The sequence below is a fragment of the Lentzea sp. NPDC020367 genome, assembly GCF_044387305.1.
Lineage (GTDB): Bacteria > Actinomycetota > Actinomycetes > Mycobacteriales > Pseudonocardiaceae > Lentzea.
In genome coordinates this window covers 1,324,749-1,343,942 of the sequence record NZ_JBIRVV010000001.1, presented here as the reverse complement: position 1 = coordinate 1,343,942, position 19,194 = coordinate 1,324,749, and the positions used below count along the sequence as shown (strand labels likewise).

Sequence of the window (19,194 nt, the reverse complement as noted above, 5' to 3'; positions counted from 1 at the left end):
GTCCCAGGTCACCGTTTGGTGACCCACAGAAGCGAACGCGACGCTGTCGGCATGTCCATCCACCCCCGCCAGTGTCGCCCACGACTTCGCCGCCGCGTTCAACTCCCGCGACGCGGCCGCCGTCGACGCCGTCTACGAACCTGGCGGCCTGTTCGTCCCCGAACCCGGCCACACCGTCACCGGCGCCGCCCGGCGCGCGGCCAACCAGCGGTTCCTCGACCTCGGCCTGCCCATCGGCGTCGAGCCGCGGCACGTCTACGAACACGACGGCATCGCGCTGCTCATCGTCGACTGGACCATCGGCGACGTGCACGGCACCGCCACCGACGTCGCTCGCCGGGGCGAGGACGGCCGGTGGCGGTACGTGATCGACAACCCCTTCGGAATCAGCCAGGCGGTTCCATGGCGCCGGTCATGATCGCCACCGCGTCCGACATCGAGATGGACTTCGGATCCACGACCGCCTTGCGCCGGCCCAGGCGCTGGATGTGGATGCGGTCGGCCACCTCGAACACGTGCGGCATGTTGTGGCTGATCAGGATCACCGGCAGACCGCGGTCGCGGACCTGCAGGATCAGGTCCAGCACAGCGCGGGACTCCCGCACGCCCAGCGCCGCGGTCGGCTCGTCCATGATCACGACACGGCTGCCGAACGCCGCCGCACGTGCCACCGCCACGGCCTGGCGCTGACCACCGGACAACGTCTCGACCGCCTGGCCCGGGTTCTGGATCGTCATGATCCCCAGCGCGTCGAGCTGGCGGCGGGCCTCGTCGCGCATGCCCGTGCGGTCGAGCATCCGGAACACCGAGCCGAGCACGCCCTTGCGGCGCAGTTCCCGGCCCAGGAACAGGTTCGCGGCGATGTCGAGCGACGGCGAGACGGCCAGGGACTGGTGCACCGTCTCGATGCCGGCGTTGCGCGCGTCCAGCGGCGTGGAGAACGACACGGGGGAGCCGTCGAGCAACACCTCGCCCTCGTCCGGCACCACCGCGCCGGACAGGGCCTTGATCAGCGATGACTTGCCCGCGCCGTTGTCGCCGATCACCGCGAGGATCTCGCCCGGCAGCAGCTCCAGGTCAGAACCCGCCAGCGCCGTCACCCTGCCGTAGCGCTTGACCAGGCCCGTTGCCTGCAGGATCGGGGTGGTCATGCCTTCACCTTCCTGATCCACTGGTCCAGCGACACCGCCACGATGATCAGCACACCAACCGCCATCGTCTGCCACAACACGTCCACCCCGGCCAGCGCCAGGCCGTTGCGGAACACGCCGACGATCAACGCGCCGATCAGCGACCCCACCACCGCGCCGCGGCCACCGAACAGCGACGTCCCGCCGATCACCACCGCCGTGATCGAGTCCAGGTTGTCGGTCTGCCCCGCCTGCGGTGAGGCCGAGGCGATCCGGCCGATCAACGTCCACGCCGCCACCGCGTAGATCAGCCCCGCCGTCGCGTACACGGACAGCAGCACCCGCGCCGTGCGGATGCCCGACAGACGTGAGGCCTCCAGGTCGTCACCGGTCGAGTAGACGTGCCGGCCCCACGCGGTGTTCTTCAGAACAAAAGCCATGGCCGCCACCAGCAGCACCAGCATGATCGAGCCGTAGGTGATGCGCGTGCCGCCGACGGTGAACGTCTGCCCGGTGAACAGCAGCAACGACGGCATGTCCGTGCCACGGATCGTGGCACTGCCCGAATACCAGAGGTTCAACGCGAAGAACACGTTCAACGTGCCCAGCGTGACGATGAACGGCGGCAGCTTCAGCCGCGTCACCAGCAACCCGTTGAGCAATCCGCACACCGTGCCCACCAGGAAACCCAGCAGCAGCGCCGGCAACCCGGGCAGGCCGGTCTCCGAGGCGACCTTCGCCATCACGATCGAGGTCAGCACCATGATCGCCCCGCACGACAGGTCGATCCCGGCGGTCAGGATCACGATCGTCTGCCCCACCGCGAGCGTGCCCACCACCGCGACCTGCTGCAGGATCAGCGAGATGTTGCCCGGCGTCAGGAACCGATCCGAGAGCAACGCGAACACGATCACCGACGCCAGCAGCACCACCGCCGGTCCGATCGTGGCCTGCGCGTGCAACAGGTGCTGCACGCGCGTCAGCACGGAACGATCCCGTTCCTCCACCACCGCGGTCACGGCTCAGCCCCAGCAGTTCTGCAGGCCGAACGCCGAGTCCTTCGACTCCACGCCGTCCGCGGGCTGATCGGTGATCAACGTGACGCCGGTGTCGGTGTTCTGCGGCTTCGAGCCGTCCTTCGCGAACTTCGACACCGCCTCCACCCCGAGCTGCGCCATCTTCAACGGGTACTGCTGCGACGTCGCCCCGATCACCCCGGCCTTGACGTTGTTCACGCCGGGACAGCCGCCGTCGACCGACACGATCACGACGTCCTTGTCCTTGCCCGCCGCCTTCAACGCCTCATAGGCACCGGCCGCCGCGGGCTCGTTGATCGTGTACACCAGGTTGACGCCCGGATCCTTCTGCAGCAGGTTCTCCATCGCCGTGCGGCCACCGGACGGATCGCCGTTGGTCACGTCGTGGCCCACGATCCGCGGATCGGACTCGTCACCGATGCGGGCCTTGTCCTTCACGTCGACGCCGAAGCCCTCCAGGAACCCCTGGTCGCGCTGCACGTCCACCGACACCTGGTTCGGGTTGAGGTCCAGCAGCGCGATCTTGGCCTGCTTGCCCTCCTTCGCGAACTTCGACTTCGCCCACTGCCCGATCAGCAACCCGGCCTTGTAGTTGTCGGTCGCGAACGTCGCGTCCGCGGCACTGGCCGGCTCCAGCGGTGTGTCCAGCGCGATCACCAGCAGACCCGCCGCCCGCGCCTTGTCCACCGACGGCACGATCGCCTTCGAGTCGCTCGGCGTGATCAGAATGCCCTTCGCACCCGACGCGATCAGGTTCTCGATCGCGTCGACCTGCGTCTGGTTGTCACCGTCCTGCTTGCCCGCGAACGACTGCACCGTCGCGCCCGCCGACGAGGCCGCCTGCTGCGCGCCCTCCTTCATCTTCACGAAGAACGGGTTCGTGTCCGTCTTCGTCACCAGGCCCACCAGCGTCGCGCTGCTGGAGGACCCACCACCACCTCCGCACGCGGTGAGCAAGGTGAGCAATGCCGCCGCGGTGACCCCGACAGTTCTACGCATGGCAACTCCTACGTCAACGTTGACGTAACCGCCCGTCCGAAGTCTCTGGGTTCGTGAACGGGAGAGCGGCTACGCGAGCTGTGCAAACGGGTATACCGTTGCGTCATCGTTGACGCAAGAGTCGTAGGACGTGGACATGGACCGAGCAGCCGACAGACGTGAACCCACGATGCGCGACGTCGCCGCGTTGGCGAAGGTCAGCACCAAGACCGTCTCCCGCGTCATCAACGGCCTGCCCGGCGCCGGAGCCGAGGTCGCCGACCGCGTCCGCGCCGCCGCCCGCACCCTGGGCTACCGGCCCAACCTCACCGCCAGCAGCCTGCGCCGCTCCGACCGTCGCAGCGCCACCATCGGCGTGCTGTTCGAGGACCTCTCCAACCCCTTCGACGCCGCCCTGCTGCGCGCCGTCGAGGACCGCGCCCGCCACGCCGGCGTCCTCGTGCTCGCCGGCAGCAGCGAGGACGACCACACGCTGCAACGCGAACTGCTCGTATCGCTGTCCACGCGCCGGGTCGACGGCGTCGTCGTCATGGCCGTCGGCGGACACCAGGACGCCCTGCAGCAGGAACGCGACCGAGGCACCCCGATGGTGCTCGTCGACCGGCCCCCCACCTTCGGCGGCACGGACTGCGTCACCACCACCAACCGCGACAGCTCCCGCGACGCCGTCCTGCACCTGGCCGCGCTGGGGCACCGCGACATCGCGTTCCTCGGCGACCGCCGCACCCTGTGGACCAGCCAGGAGCGCTACACCGGCTACCTCGAAGGCCTCGCCCAGGCCGGCCTCACCCTGCGCGACGAGCTCGTGCGCACCGACCTGCACGGCGCCGACCTCGCCGAGACCGCCACCGGCGCGCTGTTCGACCTCGACCGGCCGCCCACCGCGGTGTTCACCGCCCAGAACCTCGTCACCGTCGGCGCCATGCGGCTGCTGCGCGCCCGCGACCTGCACCGCCGCGTCGCCGTCATCGGGTTCGACGACTTCCCGCTCGCCGACATGCTCGACCCCGGCATCACCGTCGTGCGCCAGGACGTCCCCGGCATCGGCCGCAGGGCCGCCGAGCTCATCCTCGCCCGCATCGACGGCGACACCTCACCGCCCGTGCACGCCGTCGTCCCCGCCGCCCTCGTGCGCCGCGGGTCCGGCGAGATCGCGCCGGTCAGCTGACCGACAGCACCGCGTCGATCACCTGCGGACCCGACACCAGCACCTCGTCGTTGTGGTCCGCGCCCGCGATCTCGACCAGCTTCGCGCGTGCCGCCGTCGCCACCTCACGGCTCTGCGCGGGCGGCACCACCGAGTCCTTCGTGCCCAGCAGCACCACGGCCGGAACGTCCACAGCGGACACCCGCTCCGTCACGGGGAACTTGTCCTGCAACAACATCTTCACCGGCAACCACGGGTAGTGGTGCGAGCCGACCGCCGCCAGCGACGTGAACGGCGAGCGCAGCACCATGCCCTTGGGGGCGCGGAACGTCGCGAGCTCCGCGGCCACCGCCGCGCCCAGCGACTCGCCGAAGTAGACGACCGGCCCGTCGATCAGGTCCAGCGCCGCCCGCGCATCGAACGTCAGGCCCTCCTCCGACGGCTTGCCCGGGTTGTCGCCGTAGCCGCGGTAGTCGAACAACAACACCGACAGCCCCCGCGCGGTCAGCTCGCGGGCCAGCGACACCCGACCGGCCCGGTTGCCGCCGTTGCCGGGGAACACGATCACCGTGGCGGTCGCGTCCGGCAGTTCGAAGTGCCAGCCGTCGAGCAGCAGACCGTCCGCCGTCACCAGACGGACGTCGCGCCCACCGGGCAGCACCTCCTCGGCTGAGGGCACCGGGCCGGGGGAGGGGAAGTAGACGAGCTTGCGCTGGAAGGTGAAGACCACGGCGACGATGGTGACAACCACCGCCACCGCGATCAACACCGGCCTCCGCATCAGCTCATCTCAGCACCGTTTGGAGGTCGTGGCGAAGTGCGCGTACTCCGGGTTGTCGTAGAGGTGCCCCTGCGCCTGCGTGCACACGTCCAGCGTGTCCGTGCCCGAGGACCACACCTCCCGCTGCCGGTTGCCGCCCTTCTTGTAACCCTTCGTGCCACCGGGGGTCAGCACCCCGGCCGAGACGCGGTAGTCGTGGCCCAGGTTGTGGTAGCTGTCCCACACGTACACGTAGGCCCAGTTCTTGCCGCACCCCTTGAACTGCTTCACCGACGCCCACTGCGCGCCGGCCTCCCAGCCGATGTAGGCGGTGCTGCCGATCTGCGTCACCGGACCACACCCCGGCGCCGACTCCGCGTGCGCCACCCCCGAGGACAACCCGGCCAGCGCGAAAGCGGCCACTGCCGCGACAGAAACGAATCTCACGACCCGACCGTGCGCCTCGGCGGTTAGCCGGCGGTAAATCACTCGAAGGTGTGAACTTCGCCCGCCCACACCTGACGCACCGCGTCCGCCTCGGCCGCCAGGAACTCGTCGAACGTCCGCGCCGGCCGCCCGATCAACCCGGCCAGATCCGGCGTCGTCGCCTCCAGCCGGCCACCCGCGACATCGGCGAACAACGTCGCCACATCGCCCGCGAACTCCTCCGGCACACCCAGCGCGACCAGGCGCTTCGCGAACTCGACCGCCAGCAGGTCGACGTAGCGGATCTCGCGGCCGGCCACCACCGACAACCGCGCCGCGATCTCGGCCTGCGTCAGCGACTCCGGCCCGGTCAGCACGAACGTCGACCCCGGCCGCGGGTCCCCGGTCAGCAGCACCGCCGCGGCCGCCGCGATGTCCGCGCAGTCGACGTAGGACACCCGCGCGTCCCCGTAGGCGCCCAGCAGGTGCCCGTTCTCGGTGAACGTGCCACCGCCGGTCACGAAGTTCTGCATGAACCCGCTGGGCCGCAGCACGCTCCACGCCAGCCCGGAGGACCGCAGGTGCTCCTCGACCTCCCAGTGCGCCCCCTCGGCGAGCAGACCGTCCGCGGCCGCGTGCCACACCGACAGCTTCACCACGTGCCCGACCCCGGCCGTCACCGCCGCGTCGATCACCGCCCGCTGCTGCCGCACCATCGGCTGCTCGCCGGGCGCCGGCACCGCGCCTCCCGCGTTGAGGAACACCCTCTCCACGCCGACCAGCGCCGATGCGACCGAGACCGGATCGTCCAGGTCCCCGACGACGTACCGGCAGCCCAGCGCGGCGCCCTTCGCCGGATCCCGCACGAACGCCACCACCTCGTCCGCGGGCAGCAGCCCCACCAGGCGCCGGCCGATGCTGCCCGACGCGCCGAACACCAGGATCATCAGTTCCCCCATAGACTGAGGCGGCCTCGACTTACTTATTTCGAGGCTACCTCGACTTAAGCGGGAGCAGCAACGGTGCCCACCAGGAAGCCGCGCGCGGACGCACGCCGCAACTACGAACGCCTGCTCGCCGAGGCGGACGCGGTGTTCGCCGAGCAGGGCACCGACGCGTCACTGGAAGCCGTCGCACGGCGGGCGGGCGTCGCGATCGGCACGCTCTACGGGCACTTCCCGAACCGCCGCGCACTCGTCGGCGCGCTGCTGCGGGAACGCAACGAGGAACTCTTCGACACCGGCGAGGACCTGCTCGCCGCACCGCAGGCGGCCCAGGCGTTGCGGCGCTGGATCGACCTGGTCGTCACGCACGCCGCGAGCTACCAGGGACTCGCCGCCCTGCTCGCGGACGGCGCCGAGGACGAGCTGCACGAGTCGTGCGTGCGGATGACCGGCATCGGCGACCGGCTCGTCCGGCGCGCCATCGAGGCCGGCGAGGTCCGCGCGGACCTGACCGGCGAGGACGTGTTCACCCTGATGAACGCGGCGGCGTGGACCAGGGAACACGGCACCGCGGGTCAGGCCGAACGGCTCGTCGACCTGACCGTGCGGGGCTTCACTCCGCCGGAGCGAACGGCACCAGCACCACGGTGATGTTGTCGTGGCCGCCCGCGTCCAGGGCGACCTTCACGAACTCCTCAGGCCCGCACGGCAGCAGCGGCTGCAGGTCCTCGGGCTGCGGACGGTAGTTGTGCAGGCCGTCCGAACACAGCAGGAACACGCCCGGCGAGGTCGGCTTGAGCGTCACGACCTGCGGTTCCACCCGGCCCGCGTCCGCGCCGATCCACCGCGACAGCACGTGCGCGCGACGGTCCGTGCGCGCCTGTTCCTCGGTCAGCACGCCTTCGGCGACCAGCTGCGCCGCCCACGTGTCGTCCGTGGTGAGCTGCTTGGAGCCCTCGTCGGACAGCCAGTAGGCGCGGCTGTCGCCGACCCAGCCGATCGTCACCGCGTTCTCCGTGACCAGCGCGGAGACGAACGTGCACGACGGCGCGACACCCCGCCCACCCGCCTCCATCGGCTCCAGCTCGATCAGCTGCTCCACCGCGGAGCACGACGCGGCGACCGCGTCGACCATGGCCTGCTCGGCGTCCGCGGTGTCGATCAGGGCGTTGAGCAGCACCTCCACCGCGGCGTCCGCGGCGGCCTGCGAGGCCTGCTCGGCGCGTTCGGACGAGGCCACACCGTCGCAGACGACAGCGGCGACACCCTTGCCCGCGACGTGGCCGAACGCCATCGAGTCCTCGTTGCGCGCCCGCCGCTTGCCGCGGTCCGACACACCGGACACCGCGCCCAGCGCGTACTCGACCCGGTCACGCGCCGAGGGCTGGTGACGGCCGCACTGGGTGCAGTAGTCCTCGTCGTCGATGTCGGGCGACCCGCACAGGATGCACGAGGCCTGCGCGGGACCGGTCGGTCCGCCCACCGGCGTGCGGCGGACCAGCAGGTTGCGTCCGCACGCCTCGCAGAACCGGTCCTCCGCCGCGACGGGCGCGAAGCACTCCGGGCACTTCAGGGTGTCCATCAAACCAACGTCCTAGGCCTTACCGCGTTCGCGCGGTCCACCAATGCGATCCGTTCCTCCGGCGTGGCCGCGAACCGGGCCAGCGTGCGGTAGCGCCGCTCGAGACCCAGCCGAAGCTCGTGTTCGGAGAGTGCACAGTCCAGCACCTTGCCCTCGGCGGCCTGATTGCGGGTCACGTAGTCGTACGCCGCCTCCAGCACCTCGGCCGACAGCTGCGTGTGCGAATGGACGTCGATGTCCAAGGCGTGCAACCGTTCCCCGGCCGCGACGAGGTCCTCCGCGCCGCAGTCGCCGAGCTGCGCGCGCACCGCCGCGATCTGCGCGGCCAGGTGTTGCGACGACGTGTCCGGCACCGACAACAGCACCTCGACCGCCCGTGCGCGGTCCCCGCACGCCAGCAGCACCCGCGCCAGCCCGAACGCCGCCGACACGTACGAGTGATCCGTGCGCCACACCAGCTCGTACCAGCCCGCCGCCGCCTTGAGCTCCCCGGTGGACTCCGCGCACACGCCCAGCGCCAGCTTCGGGGCAGCCTCACCCGGCACCGCCGAGCACACCGCGTCGAAGAACCCCAGCGCGTCGGAGGCCCGGCCATCGGTCAACGCCGCCAGGCCGCGGTACCAGTCCGGGCGCCAGTCCTCGGCCGGGTCGAGCTCCGGCTCGTCGAACATCGACGGCGCCGTCAGCGACTCCAGCTCCTTCAACGCCGCCTCGGTGTCGCGCGACTCGATGAGCACCCGCACGATCCGCAGCCGCACCTCCACCGTGAACTCCGGTGCCTTGCGCAGCCCCGCCGGATCCGACGTCGTCGCCGTCGCCAGCCACGAGGCGGCCGCGTCGGAGGTGCTCACGCTCGGCGCCGGCAACGCCAGCGCCACCTCGGCGAGGTCGAGCGAGCCCTCCACGCCGAAGCGGCGGCGTTCCGGCGTGAACTGCCGCGACAGGCCCGGCCGCACCATGCCGTCCTCGATCGCCAGGACCTCGCGCAGCACGCCCGTGAGCTGCTCGGCCATGTCCTCGGCGGAGGAGAACCGCAGCTCGGGGTTCGGGTTCGTGGCGCGCAGCAGCAACCGGTGGAACGACTCGAAGCGGCCCAGCAACGGCTCCTCGTCCACCGTGGGCAGCCGGTCCTTGCAGCGGCCGCGGAAGTCGAACGGGAAGCTCATCACCGCCAACGCGCGCCCGACCGTGTAGATGTCGGAGAACACCGACGGGCCGATCGTGCCGATCTCGGGCGCCTGGTAGCCGATCGTGCCGTAGATGGGGGAGTGGTGGTCGTCGATGCGCCGCACCGCGCCCAGGTCGATCAGCTTGAGCTGCTCCTCGGTGTGGATCATGTTGTCCGGCTTGAAGTCGCAGTACAACAACCCCACGCCGTGCAGGTAGCCGACCGCGGGCAGGATCTCCAGCACGTAGGCGATGGCCTGCGCCAGCGGCAGCGCCTCGTCGCCGCGGCCCTCCCGGCGCCGGCGCGTGATCATGTCCTTGATCGACTCGCCGCCGACGTACTCCATCACGATGTACTCGACGCGTTTGTCGCTGTCGCGGCTCTCGTGCCGGATGAAGTTGTGGATCTTCACGATGTTCGGGTGCTCGACCTCGGCCAGGAACCGGCGTTCGGCGAGCGCCGCCGCCATCGCGTCCGCGTCGCCCGAGTCGAGCAGGCCCTTGAGCACCACCCACCGGTCGCTCACCGCGTGGTCGAGCGCCAGGTACAGCCAGCCCAGACCGCCGTGCGCGAGGCACCCCAGCACCTCGTACTGGTCGTGCAGCACCTCACCGGGCGCGAGCTTCGGGGTGAACGAGTAGGCGTGCCCGCACTGCGGGCAGAAGCCCTCCACCCGGCCCTGCTTGCCGTCCTTGCGCCGGCCGACCTTCTTGCCGCACTTCGAGCAGAACCGCTTCGCCTCCGGCACCTCCGGCTGCTCCAGCACGGCGGTCTTCGGATCCCGGTACGGCACCCGCGGCACCTCGACCAGCCCCGCGCCCAGCCGGCCACGGCTCATCGACCGCGCGCTGCCCCGCCGCGTGCGGCCCGAGTTCGACCGCGACAACTCCTGCGACGACGACCAGGGCGCGGTCCCCGGCGCCGTCGACGGCCCGGTCTCGGGCAGATCAACCTCTTCACTCATCGCTGCCCCCTAGTCCCGATAACGCGCGACGGGCGGCGTTGGTGCCGGACCCAGCGGGGTCAGCCACCGCCGGTAGATCCCACTCCACGTGCCGTCGGTGCGCATTCGTTCCAGCACGCCGTTGACGAACCGCACCAGGTCCTCCTGGCCCTTCGGCACGCCCACGCCGTACGACTCGTCGGTGAACCGCGACCCCACGACCTCGGTGTACGGGTCCTGCGCGGCCAGTCCCGCGAGGATCGTGTCGTCGGTGGAGATCGCGTCGGTCTGCCCCTGCTGCAGCATCACCAGGCAGTCCGTCCAGTTCGGCACGCTCACCGTCGTCTTCACCCGGTTCACCACGTTGCCCAGCGACGTCGACCCCGACGCCACGCACACCCGCTTGTCCGCGAGGCTCTCCACGCCGGTGATGCCGGAGTTGCGGCGCACCAGCACCCGCTGTCCCGCCTGGTAGTAGACCTGGGAGAAGTCCACGTCCTTGAGCCGGTCGCAGGTGATCGTCATGGTGCGGACCACCACGTCCACGGCGCCGCTCTGCAGCATCGGGATCCGCTCGGCCGCCGTGACGACCTTGAACTGCACCTTCTTCTCGTCACCGAACACGGCCTTCGCGATCTGCCGTGCCACGTCGACGTCGAAGCCCTCGATCTCGCCGGTGAACGAGTTGCGGAACCCCATCAGGTACGAGTTCTGGTCCACCCCGGCGATCAACCGGCCCCGCTGCGCGATCTTCGCCATCGTCGACCCTGACGGCATCTGCCCGGCCGCGGGCAACGGGCCGGGCCGCAGGCTCGCCGTCGCGTCACACGACGGCGGTGGGTTCGCCGCACTGCTCGGCGCCGCGGCGACCGTGCTCGCGTTCGCCGGTTGCGGTGCCGCGGCGCTGCGCGGCACGACCTCGCTGGGCGCCGGACCCGCCGAACACGCTCCGAGCAGCATCACCGCCGCCAACGCCAGTCGCCTCACCGGTACTCCTTGAGCCGCTGCCACAACCCCATCGCCGACCCCGCGGCGCCGATCACCGCGAGCACCAGCACCCCGACCACCGTGCCCGCCAGCGACGCCCGCGCCACCGCCACCTCGTCGCTGAAGTCCTGCCGCGCCTCGCCGATCGCGCGCACCAGGGACTCGTCGAGCGAGTCGAAGTACGGGTTGTCGATCAGCGCCACCGCGTCGTTGTACTGCCCGGCGTCGTCGGCCTCGCGGATGCGCTGATGGACCTGCTGCCACTGCCGGAACTGCCGCATCGCCTGGTCCACGGCCTCGGTGTTGCCCAGCCGCAGCGCCTGGTCGAGCAGACCCTCCAGCCGTTCGGAGACCTCGACGAAGTTCTTCTCGTAGCTCTGGCCCGCACCGCGCGCGACCAGCGTCAGCGTCTCCTCGCCCCGCGCGGTCAGGGTCGCGATGCGCGCCTGCGCCAGCACGTCGACCTTCTGCGAGGCCGCCCGCGAGTCCGACACGTCGTTCATGACCAGCACCGACACCGTCGTCACCCACAGCAGCGACACCACCGCCGCACCCGTGGCCACCAGCAGGCCGACGTTGAGCAGCCGGTTCGTCCGGCGGGTCAGATACCGCTGCGTCAGCACCAGCGCGATCACGAACGCCAGCGCCACCCCGACCGAGCCCCAGGGGAAGTTCGCCTCGTCCTGCGCGCGCGACACCCGGTCCGTCTCCGCCCGGTACAGCTCCTGCGCCGCCGGCAGCAGCTGCGTGCGCATCAACCCCGACGCCTCACGCAGATACGCGGCACCCACCGGGAAACCCTGCCGGTTGTTCGTGCGCGCCGTCTCGATGAGTCCGGTGTAGACCGGCAGCTGCGCCGCCAGCGTCGCCGTCAGGTCGGGGGAGGAGGCCGTCGCCACCGACAGCGCCGCCTGCGCCTGCGCGATGTCCTTCTCGTAGCGTTCCCGCAGCTGGGAGGGCTCCAGCCCACCAGACAGGAACGCGCTCGCCGCCGTCGCGTCGGCGTCCTGCAACGCCCGGTAGACCTCCTGCGCCGCATGCGCCAGCGGCTCGGACCGCGTGGCCAGGTCCTCCAGCGCCCGCTCCTGGCGGTTCACGCTCCACGTCGACAACCAGCCGCTGGCCAGGCTCGCCACCACCAGCACCACGACGATCAGGCTCAGCCGTCCCGGGGTCGACCGCGCCAGGCCGGTGACGCGGCGCACCAGCGCCTGCCGGGGCTGCGAGTCGATCACCACGAGCGGGCCTCCCAGCGGTGAAGTTGATCGGCGTGGCGTAACTGTAGGCACCCAAGTGACACCGTGTGGGAATTAACGACGCATCCCGCAAGGTGTCACTCAGCAGTTACAGCCGACGCGACTCGATCAGCCGATTGACGCCGTCGAGGAGCATCTCCAGCCCGAACTCGAACGAGTGCTCCGGGCTGAACGCGCTCTGGTGCGCCTCCCCGACCGCGCCGCCCACCCGTGCCGCCACCGGGAAGCGGGCCGGGTCGAACACGGTCATCAGCACCGGCGCCGCCGCGTCCCACCACTGCTGATCGGTCAATCCGGTTTCCTTCTCGGTCACCGCCGCCGCGGTCATGCCGCGCGCCGAGTGCTGCACGTGCCCGAGCACCAGGTTGAGCACCGAGTCCATCTCCACGTCCGACAGACCGACACCCTCCAGCCCGCGCAGCTCGAAGTCGTACTTGGCCGCGACCTGCGGGCCCAGCACCGTGCGGGACGGCGCGACCTGCAACAACCACGGGTGCCGCCGGTACAGCGCCAGGTTCTCCCGCGCCACGTACGTCAGGTGCGCCCGCCAGCCCTCGGCCTCCTCGCGCCCGGTCGCGGCCTGCACGGTGTCGACCATGACGTCGATCAACTCGCCCTTGCCCGGCACGTAGGTGTAGAGCGACATCGTCCCCACGCCCAGCGACTCGGCCACGCGCCGCATCGACAGCGCCTTGAGCCCGTCCGCGTCGGCCAGCGCGATGCCCGCCTGCACGATCCGGTCCACGCTCAGGTCCGGCTTGCCCTTGCGCGACACGCGTTCCTGGGTGCGCCACAGCAACGCCAGCGTCCGTGCCGGGTCACCGCTGCCCGTGTGTTCGATCACGAGCGCGACCCTACCGTACCGTATGGTGTACGGTACAGGGCATGTTCGTGCCTGCCGACCCGCCCAGATTCGGCCAGCTCCACGGAAAACCCCTGCTCGAAGCCTTACCGGACGTGCTCAACGACGACGGTTACTGGTCAGTGGCCGCCGCGACCGCCCTCGCGCTCGTCGCCCGCGGCCGGATCGTGCCCGGCGTGACGGCCGGAGGCCACGACACCTGGCGCGTCGGACCGCTCGACCACGCCGACGAACTGCACCTGCGCCAGCTCGCCGCGCACGGCGACTACGACGAACTCCGCCGGTTCCTCGACGCCGTCGCCGACACGCTGCCCCGCACCGGCGAAGGACCGTTCGCGGGCACCGAGGCGCACGACGTTCCCGAACTCAAGGCGTGGGCCGACGAGCAGATCAAGATCTCCCTGCGCATCGAGACCACCGACGACCAGCGGTTCCGCGCGATCGTGCAGGTCCGCGCCATCACCGACCCCTACCCGCGCGACGTGCGGGGTTCAGGCCGCGAGCTCGACGCCATCAGGGCGATGGCCCGCGTCGACTGGCCGCCGCTGCAACGCCTGCTCGACCAGGCCGACCTCACCGACGGCGAGGTCGCCGAGCTGCTCGGCACCGACATCGAGGTCCACTGGCCCCGCGACCTCAACACCACGCTGTCCGCGAAGGCCGTCATCGGCGAGGCCGGCGGCCGGTTCCAGGCGGGCGACCTGCTCACGTTCGACTGGCGGCTCGCGCTCGGCGGCGAGGACCTGACCGACGCCGAGATGGACGTCATCGCCGAGGCGTCCCGGCCGATCGTGAAGCTGCGCGACCAGTGGGTGCTCGTCGACCCGTTGCTCAAGAAGAAGGCCCGGCAGCAGCTCAAGCCGATCACCGCCGCACAAGCCGTCACCGCCGCCCTCACCGGCGTGGCGATCATCGACGGAGAGCACGTCGAGGTCGCCCCGCACAGCCTCACCACGGCCATCGCGACCGTCCCGTCGTTCCCGCAGCCCGCGGCCTTGCGGGCACAGCTGCGCGACTACCAGCTGCACGGCCTGCGCTGGCTCGCCCACATGACCGGCCTCGGACTGGGCGCGTGCCTCGCCGACGACATGGGTCTCGGCAAGACCATCACCCTCATCGCGCTGCACCTGCACCGCGACCACGAACACCCGACGCTGGTCGTCTGCCCGGCGTCGCTGCTCGGCAACTGGGAACGCGAGATCCACCGGTTCGCGCCAGGCGTTCCCGTCAGCCGCTACCACGGTCCACAGCGGACGCTCGCCACCAGCGGCGTCGTCCTCACCACCTACGGCACCATGCGCCTGGACGCCGAGGCGCTGCGCGAGCACGAGTGGGGCATGGTCGTCGCCGACGAGGCCCAGCACGTGAAGAACCCGCACTCCGGTACCGCCAAGGCACTGCGCTCGATCCCGGCCGCCGCGCGCGTGGCGTTGTCCGGCACGCCCGTGGAGAACTCGCTGTCCGAACTCTGGGCCGTCCTGGACTGGACGACGCCGGGCCTGCTCGGCACGCACCGCGCGTTTCGCACCCGCTGGCCGGAACCCGACGACACGCTCGCCAAGGTCGTGCGGCCGTTCCTGCTGCGCCGCCGCAAGTCCGACCCCGGCGTCGCCCCCGAACTGCCCGCCAAGACCGAGACCGACCGGTACGTCTCGCTGGGCGTGGAGCAGGCGGCGCTGTACGAGGCGCTGACCCGCGAGACCCTCGACCAGATCGCGTCGAGCGACGGCATGGCCCGCAGAGGTCTCGTGCTGAAGCTCCTGACAGGACTCAAGCAGATCTGCAACCACCCGTCGCACTACCTCGGCCACCCCACGCTGCAGGGCACCTCCGGCAAGCTCGACCTGCTCGACGAACTGCTCGACACGATCGTCGCCGAGGACGGCTCCGCGCTGATCTTCACCCAGTACGTCGCCATGGCCCGGCTGCTGGAACAGCACATCAAGCAGCCCACCCGGTTCCTGCACGGCGGCACCCCCGTGCCCCAGCGCGAGCAGATGGTCGACGACTTCCAGAACGGCCGCGCACCCGTGTTCCTGCTGTCGTTGAAGGCCGCCGGCACCGGCCTCAACCTCACCCGCGCCGACCACGTCATCCACTTCGACCGCTGGTGGAACCCCGCCGTCGAGGACCAGGCCACCGACCGCGCCTACCGCATCGGCCAGACCAGACCCGTCCAGGTGCACAAGCTCGTCACCGAAGGCACAGTGGAGGAACGCATCGCCGCCCTCCTGCAGGACAAACGCGACCTCGCCGACGCCGTCCTGCACGGGGGAGAAGCCGGGTTCACCGAACTCACCGACGCCGAACTCGCCGAACTCGTCCAACTCAGGAGCACCCAGTGACCGCCCGCGGATTCGCCGCGTTCCCCAAGGTGAAACGCCGCGTCGCCACCACCTGGTGGGGCAAGGCCTGGGTCAAGGCCCTCGAGGACACCGCGCTCAACACCACCCTGATCCGCCTCGCCCGCCGCTACGCCCACGCCGGCGTCGTCGGCCCGATCACCGTCAGCCCCGGCCGCCTGCACGCCCAGGTCCACGACGACGACACCGTCCACAGCACCACCGTCAGCGTCCCGGCGTTGTCGGAAGTCCAATGGGGACGGTTCCTCGATCGCGTCGCCGAACACTCCGGCCACATCGCCGCCCTGCTGGACAACGACATGCCCCGCGACCTCGTGCTGGCCGCGGAAGAGTCCGGTGTGGACCTGCTGCCCGGTATCGGCGACCTCGAACCCGAGTGCGACTGCGACGACTGGGAACTCACCTGCCGCCACGCCGCCGCGCTCGCGTTCCAGGTCGGCTGGCTGCTCGACGCAGACCCGTTCGTGCTCCTGCTGCTCAAGGGAAAACCGGAACAGGAACTCCTCGACGCACTCCGCGAGCGCGTCGCCGGCCCAGTCGGAACCAGAACACCTGTGGTGGTTTCCGCCGAATCGGCAGGTCAGCTGCCCGCTCGTCCGTCGGTTCCCGCCACCACACCTGTGGTACTCGCGGTCGAACCGCCACCTGGATTCGAGGCCGCGGATCTCGTTGCACTGATGGAGATCGCCGCGTCTCGTGCCCGCGCGCTGCTGCGTTCGGGCACTCTCGAAGGGTGATCACCGAGAAGCAGAAGATGACGACCGGCCAGTTGTACAAGGACTCCGACCCCGAACTGGTCGCGGAACGACTGGCCGCGCAGCAGTTGGTGGACGAGTTCAACGCCACCCGCTCCGGTGCGGTCATCTCCCGGCTCTTCGGCTCCATCGGCGAGGGCTCGTGGGTCATGCCGCGGTTCCAGTGCGACTACGGCTACCAGATCCACATGGGCTCCAACAGCTTCCTCAACTACGACGCCATCCTCATGGACTGCGCCACCATCACCATCGGCGACGACGTCTCCATCGGCCCCCGCGCCCAGTTGCTGACCGCCCTGCACCCCCTCGAAGACCACGAGGCCCGCCGCCGGCGCTTCGAGTCCGCCGCCCCGATCACCATCGGCGACAACGTCTGGCTCGGCGGCGGCGTCATCGTCTGCGCGGGCGTCACGATCGGCTCGAACGCCGTCATCGGAGCCGGTAGCGTCGTCACGCGCGACATCCCGCCGCGCGTCCTCGCCGTCGGCAATCCCTGCAAGGTGATCCGTGAGCTATGACAAGCGCGTTGAACCGCTGATCCTGCTCGGCCTGACTCTTGTCGCCCTGATCGCGTCCGGCATCGGCCCGTACGACCGCGCGACCTGGTACCTCGAAGTGGCGCCCGTCGTGATCGGCGGGGGCGTGTTGATCGCGACGTACCGGCGGTTCCCGCTGACACCGCTGCTGTACCGGCTGATCGTCCTGCACGCGCTGGTGCTGATCCTGGGCGGCCACTACACCTACGCGCGGGTGCCGGCGGGGTTCTGGGCGCAGGACCTGCTCGACCTGACGCGCAACCACTACGACCGGTTCGCCCACTTCGTGCAGGGGTTCGTGCCGGCCGTGCTCGCGCGCGAGATCCTGCTGCGGCGGACTCCGCTTCGGCCTGGTGGATGGTTGTTCTTCCTCGTCGTGTGCGTGTGCCTGGCGTTCAGCGCCACCTACGAGTTGGGGGAATGGCTGGCGGCGGTCGTGGGCGGGTCGGCGGCGGACGAGTTCCTCGGGACCCAGGGCGACGTGTGGGACACCCAGTGGGACATGTTCATGGCTCTGCTGGGGGTGTTGACCGCGCAGCTGGCGTTGTCGCGGGTGCACGACCGGGCCCTTGCTCGTGTCGGTTGAACGGGCTCTGAAGCACGTCGACGCCCTGTCCGCCGGCGGGCCGATGCCGCGCGACCTGCGCGTGACGCTCAACTTCCACCCCGGTCGCGGCGTACTGGCGAAACTCGCGGCGGACGGCGTCTACCGCTCCCAGTTCGAGACCGGCACCAGCAACGGCGGCCTCACCGCCCACCCCGGTGGTGCTCGCTGGGACTGGGAGAGTCGCCTCTTCGGCGGTGCGTACGACTACTCGAACCCCGCCGACCGCCCCAAGTACGGCGCGCTCAACCATCGCGGTCTGGAGCACGGCGGTGCGCCGAGGTTCGGCTCCGCCCACCTGCGCCTCAAAGAGGACGTGCTCGACCGCACGACGTTCTGTTACCCGGACAGCGTCTTCGACCCGGTCCACTTCGGCACCGCACACCACTTCGCCCTGATCGAACTGGCCGACGCCGACGACCGCGACGCCCTCGACAACTACATCGAGGCCCACGTCCACGGCCCTGTGACACTCGGCGACGTCGAAGCCCTCGTGCTGGACCCGACCTTCGCCGAAGTCGACCTGCCCTGCCCGGTCGAGCGCCACCGGGGCTTCCGGCTGTCCACGCAGGACCTGCTGCGACACGCGGACTACCGCACACCCGAGTCCGTCGCGTTAGGACTGGAGATCGCACGGGACGGGGTCATCACCCCGGACCTCCTCGACGACGCCGAGGCACCACCGCAGGTCGTGAAGCACCTGTGGCACCACCTAGCGAGGTTCGGTCACCCCAGGTAGATCGACGCCAACGCGCGCACAGCCGCCGTCACTTGCTCGCGCAGCTCCTCCGGTTCCAGCACCTCGACCTCGCCGCCCATCCGCAGCAACATCCCGGTCGCGTGCCCGAGAGACTCGATCGGGATCGTCACCCGGACGCCCTCACCGTCGTCCACAGCGGACTCCTCGGCCGCGCGCGCCACCACCGGCAGCACCTGCGACGAGAACGACTCACAGCCGCGCGCCGACAGCCTGATCACCGCCGAGCCCGTGTACTGCCGCGCCTGGAAGTCCTCCAGCGACGCCGTCCAGTGCGCCACCAGGTCGAACCCGTCCGGCCGTTCGAACGTCTCGTCCAGCACGGTGGCCGCCTGGATCTGCGAGACCCGGTACGTGGAGATCCGCGTGCTGCCCCGCGCGACCAGGTACCAGCGGCCGGCCTTCAGCACGAGACCCAACGGCCGCAGCACGCGCGTGACGTCCTCAGGCGCACGCCACCGCCGATAGCTGACCTCCAGCAGCCGCTCACGCCACACCGCGTCCGCGACCACGCCGAGGAACGGCGAACGCTCCGGGTCGTAGTACCAGGCAGGCGCGTCGAGGTGGAACCGCGTCGCCATGTGGGAGGCCCGGTCGCGCATCGACGACGGCAACGCCGCCATCAGCTTGAGCTGCGCCGCCGACACCGCGTCCCCGAGCCCCAGGTCCGCCGCCGCACCCGGCAGCCCGGCCAGGAACAGCGACTCCGCCTCCTGCTCGGTCAGCCCGGTCAGCCGCGTGCGGTAGCCGTCGAGCAGCTGATAGCCGCCGGACGGGCCCGCGTCGCCGTACAGCGGCACCCCGGCCGCGTGCAGCGACTCCACGTCGCGGTAGATCGTGCGGACCGAGACCTCCAGCTCGTCGGCCAGCGCCTGCGCCGTCATCCGGCCCTTGGCCTGCAGAAGGAGCAGCACGGACACCAATCGGCTCGCACGCAC

Annotated in this window: 20 protein-coding genes; 8 read left to right on the top strand and 12 right to left on the bottom strand. The window is 70.5% G+C overall.

What is annotated here, in order from left to right; all coding sequences use genetic code 11:
* Positions 1-386: 386 nt before the first annotated feature.
* From ACH413_RS06265 to ACH413_RS06255, 3 genes are read right to left on the bottom strand one after another with little or no spacing between them, the layout of a single operon-like run.
* Complete coding sequence (locus ACH413_RS06265) at positions 387-1,151, bottom strand: ATP-binding cassette domain-containing protein (RefSeq protein ID WP_360036799.1); 765 nt, start codon at positions 1,149-1,151, stop codon at positions 387-389.
* Positions 1,148-2,149 (bottom strand): ABC transporter permease, encoded by a 1,002-nt coding sequence (locus ACH413_RS06260; protein WP_360036796.1) that lies wholly within the window; start codon positions 2,147-2,149, stop codon positions 1,148-1,150. Before ACH413_RS06260 ends, ACH413_RS06265 begins: the two co-directional genes overlap by 4 nt.
* 3 nt (positions 2,150-2,152) lie before the next feature.
* Positions 2,153-3,166, bottom strand: a complete 1,014-nt coding sequence (locus ACH413_RS06255) for a sugar ABC transporter substrate-binding protein (RefSeq protein ID WP_360036793.1) — start codon at positions 3,164-3,166, stop codon at positions 2,153-2,155.
* 136 nt (positions 3,167-3,302) lie between these two features.
* Here ACH413_RS06255 and ACH413_RS06250 point away from each other — a divergent pair, with 136 nt between their 5' ends.
* On the top strand, positions 3,303-4,334 hold the full coding sequence (locus ACH413_RS06250) for a LacI family DNA-binding transcriptional regulator (RefSeq protein ID WP_360036790.1): 1,032 nt from the start codon (positions 3,303-3,305) through the stop codon (positions 4,332-4,334).
* Here ACH413_RS06250 and ACH413_RS06245 read toward each other — a convergent pair.
* The 3 genes from ACH413_RS06245 to ACH413_RS06235 are packed head-to-tail and all read right to left on the bottom strand — an operon-like array spanning position 4,327 to position 6,446.
* The gene (locus ACH413_RS06245) at positions 4,327-5,094 is read right to left on the bottom strand and encodes an alpha/beta fold hydrolase (RefSeq protein WP_360036787.1); all 768 of its coding nucleotides are present in this window, start codon (positions 5,092-5,094) and stop codon (positions 4,327-4,329) included. The genes ACH413_RS06250 and ACH413_RS06245 overlap by 8 nt on opposite strands.
* 9 nt (positions 5,095-5,103) lie before the next feature.
* Positions 5,104-5,520 carry a hypothetical protein gene (locus ACH413_RS06240; protein ID WP_360036784.1) on the bottom strand — a complete coding sequence of 139 codons (417 nt, stop codon included), beginning with the start codon at positions 5,518-5,520 and terminating at the stop codon, positions 5,104-5,106.
* A 38-nt stretch (positions 5,521-5,558) separates the two neighbouring features.
* The gene (locus tag ACH413_RS06235) at positions 5,559-6,446 is read right to left on the bottom strand and encodes an SDR family oxidoreductase (protein ID WP_360036781.1); all 888 of its coding nucleotides are present in this window, start codon (positions 6,444-6,446) and stop codon (positions 5,559-5,561) included.
* A gap of 75 nt (positions 6,447-6,521) precedes the next feature.
* Here ACH413_RS06235 and ACH413_RS06230 point away from each other — a divergent pair, with 75 nt between their 5' ends.
* The gene (locus tag ACH413_RS06230) at positions 6,522-7,094 is read left to right on the top strand and encodes a helix-turn-helix domain-containing protein (RefSeq protein ID WP_360036778.1); all 573 of its coding nucleotides are present in this window, start codon (positions 6,522-6,524) and stop codon (positions 7,092-7,094) included.
* Here the strand turns inward: ACH413_RS06230 and ACH413_RS06225 are convergent.
* From ACH413_RS06225 to ACH413_RS06215, 3 genes are read right to left on the bottom strand one after another with little or no spacing between them, the layout of a single operon-like run.
* Positions 7,057-8,025, bottom strand: a complete 969-nt coding sequence (locus ACH413_RS06225; protein WP_360036775.1) for a protein phosphatase 2C domain-containing protein — start codon at positions 8,023-8,025, stop codon at positions 7,057-7,059. The two genes, ACH413_RS06230 and ACH413_RS06225, sit on opposite strands and share 38 nt — an antisense overlap.
* Positions 8,025-10,157, bottom strand: coding sequence for a tetratricopeptide repeat protein (locus ACH413_RS06220; RefSeq protein WP_360036773.1), 2,133 nt, complete (start codon positions 10,155-10,157; stop codon positions 8,025-8,027). Before ACH413_RS06220 ends, ACH413_RS06225 begins: the two co-directional genes overlap by 1 nt.
* A gap of 9 nt (positions 10,158-10,166) precedes the next feature.
* Entirely contained in the window at positions 10,167-10,835 is a 669-nt protein-coding gene (locus ACH413_RS06215; RefSeq protein WP_360036770.1) for a glutamate ABC transporter substrate-binding protein, read from the bottom strand.
* Here ACH413_RS06215 and ACH413_RS06210 point away from each other — a divergent pair.
* Positions 10,813-11,136 (top strand): hypothetical protein, encoded by a 324-nt coding sequence (locus tag ACH413_RS06210; protein WP_360036767.1) that lies wholly within the window; start codon positions 10,813-10,815, stop codon positions 11,134-11,136. The two genes, ACH413_RS06215 and ACH413_RS06210, sit on opposite strands and share 23 nt — an antisense overlap.
* Here the strand turns inward: ACH413_RS06210 and ACH413_RS06205 are convergent.
* Both ACH413_RS06205 and ACH413_RS06200 read right to left on the bottom strand, forming a co-directional pair.
* Entirely contained in the window at positions 11,120-12,361 is a 1,242-nt protein-coding gene (locus ACH413_RS06205; protein ID WP_360036764.1) for a hypothetical protein, read from the bottom strand. The genes ACH413_RS06210 and ACH413_RS06205 overlap by 17 nt on opposite strands.
* A 106-nt stretch (positions 12,362-12,467) precedes the next feature.
* Complete coding sequence (locus ACH413_RS06200) at positions 12,468-13,223, bottom strand: TetR/AcrR family transcriptional regulator C-terminal domain-containing protein (RefSeq protein WP_360036761.1); 756 nt, start codon at positions 13,221-13,223, stop codon at positions 12,468-12,470.
* A gap of 41 nt (positions 13,224-13,264) precedes the next feature.
* Between ACH413_RS06200 and ACH413_RS06195 the strand changes: the two genes are divergently transcribed.
* Genes ACH413_RS06195 through ACH413_RS06175 form a run of 5 tightly spaced genes read left to right on the top strand, consistent with a single transcriptional unit; the run spans position 13,265 to position 18,238 of the window.
* A complete protein-coding gene (locus tag ACH413_RS06195; RefSeq protein WP_360036758.1) occupies positions 13,265-15,586 on the top strand; it encodes a DEAD/DEAH box helicase in 2,322 nt (773 codons plus the stop codon).
* Positions 15,583-16,341: a hypothetical protein gene (locus ACH413_RS06190; protein WP_360036755.1), complete on the top strand. Its 759-nt coding sequence runs from the start codon at positions 15,583-15,585 to the stop codon at positions 16,339-16,341. Before ACH413_RS06195 ends, ACH413_RS06190 begins: the two co-directional genes overlap by 4 nt.
* Entirely contained in the window at positions 16,338-16,877 is a 540-nt protein-coding gene (locus ACH413_RS06185) for a sugar O-acetyltransferase (RefSeq protein WP_360036752.1), read from the top strand. The genes ACH413_RS06190 and ACH413_RS06185 overlap by 4 nt, the downstream gene beginning before the upstream one ends.
* Positions 16,867-17,481, top strand: coding sequence for a DUF2238 domain-containing protein (locus tag ACH413_RS06180; protein WP_360036749.1), 615 nt, complete (start codon positions 16,867-16,869; stop codon positions 17,479-17,481). Before ACH413_RS06185 ends, ACH413_RS06180 begins: the two co-directional genes overlap by 11 nt.
* Positions 17,482-17,524: 43 nt before the next feature.
* Positions 17,525-18,238, top strand: a complete 714-nt coding sequence (locus ACH413_RS06175; RefSeq protein ID WP_396424915.1) for a DUF3626 domain-containing protein — start codon at positions 17,525-17,527, stop codon at positions 18,236-18,238.
* Here ACH413_RS06175 and ACH413_RS06170 read toward each other — a convergent pair.
* Positions 18,226-19,194, bottom strand: a complete 969-nt coding sequence (locus ACH413_RS06170) for a WYL domain-containing protein (protein ID WP_360036746.1) — start codon at positions 19,192-19,194, stop codon at positions 18,226-18,228. The genes ACH413_RS06175 and ACH413_RS06170 overlap by 13 nt on opposite strands.

Coding starts and splice junctions, on each gene's coding strand:
- ACH413_RS06250 (WP_360036790.1), top strand. CDS start 3,303: ATGGACCGAGCAGCCGACAGACGTGAACCCACGATGCGCGACGTCGCC.
- ACH413_RS06235 (WP_360036781.1), bottom strand. CDS start 6,446: ATGATCCTGGTGTTCGGCGCGTCGGGCAGCATCGGCCGGCGCCTGGTG.
- ACH413_RS06245 (WP_360036787.1), bottom strand. CDS start 5,094: ATGCGGAGGCCGGTGTTGATCGCGGTGGCGGTGGTTGTCACCATCGTC.
- ACH413_RS06215 (WP_360036770.1), bottom strand. CDS start 10,835: ATGGGGTTCCGCAACTCGTTCACCGGCGAGATCGAGGGCTTCGACGTC.
- ACH413_RS06265 (WP_360036799.1), bottom strand. CDS start 1,151: ATGACCACCCCGATCCTGCAGGCAACGGGCCTGGTCAAGCGCTACGGC.
- ACH413_RS06175 (WP_396424915.1), top strand. CDS start 17,525: ATGCCGCGCGACCTGCGCGTGACGCTCAACTTCCACCCCGGTCGCGGC.
- ACH413_RS06255 (WP_360036793.1), bottom strand. CDS start 3,166: ATGCGTAGAACTGTCGGGGTCACCGCGGCGGCATTGCTCACCTTGCTC.
- ACH413_RS06225 (WP_360036775.1), bottom strand. CDS start 8,025: ATGGACACCCTGAAGTGCCCGGAGTGCTTCGCGCCCGTCGCGGCGGAG.
- ACH413_RS06195 (WP_360036758.1), top strand. CDS start 13,265: ATGTTCGTGCCTGCCGACCCGCCCAGATTCGGCCAGCTCCACGGAAAA.
- ACH413_RS06220 (WP_360036773.1), bottom strand. CDS start 10,157: ATGAGTGAAGAGGTTGATCTGCCCGAGACCGGGCCGTCGACGGCGCCG.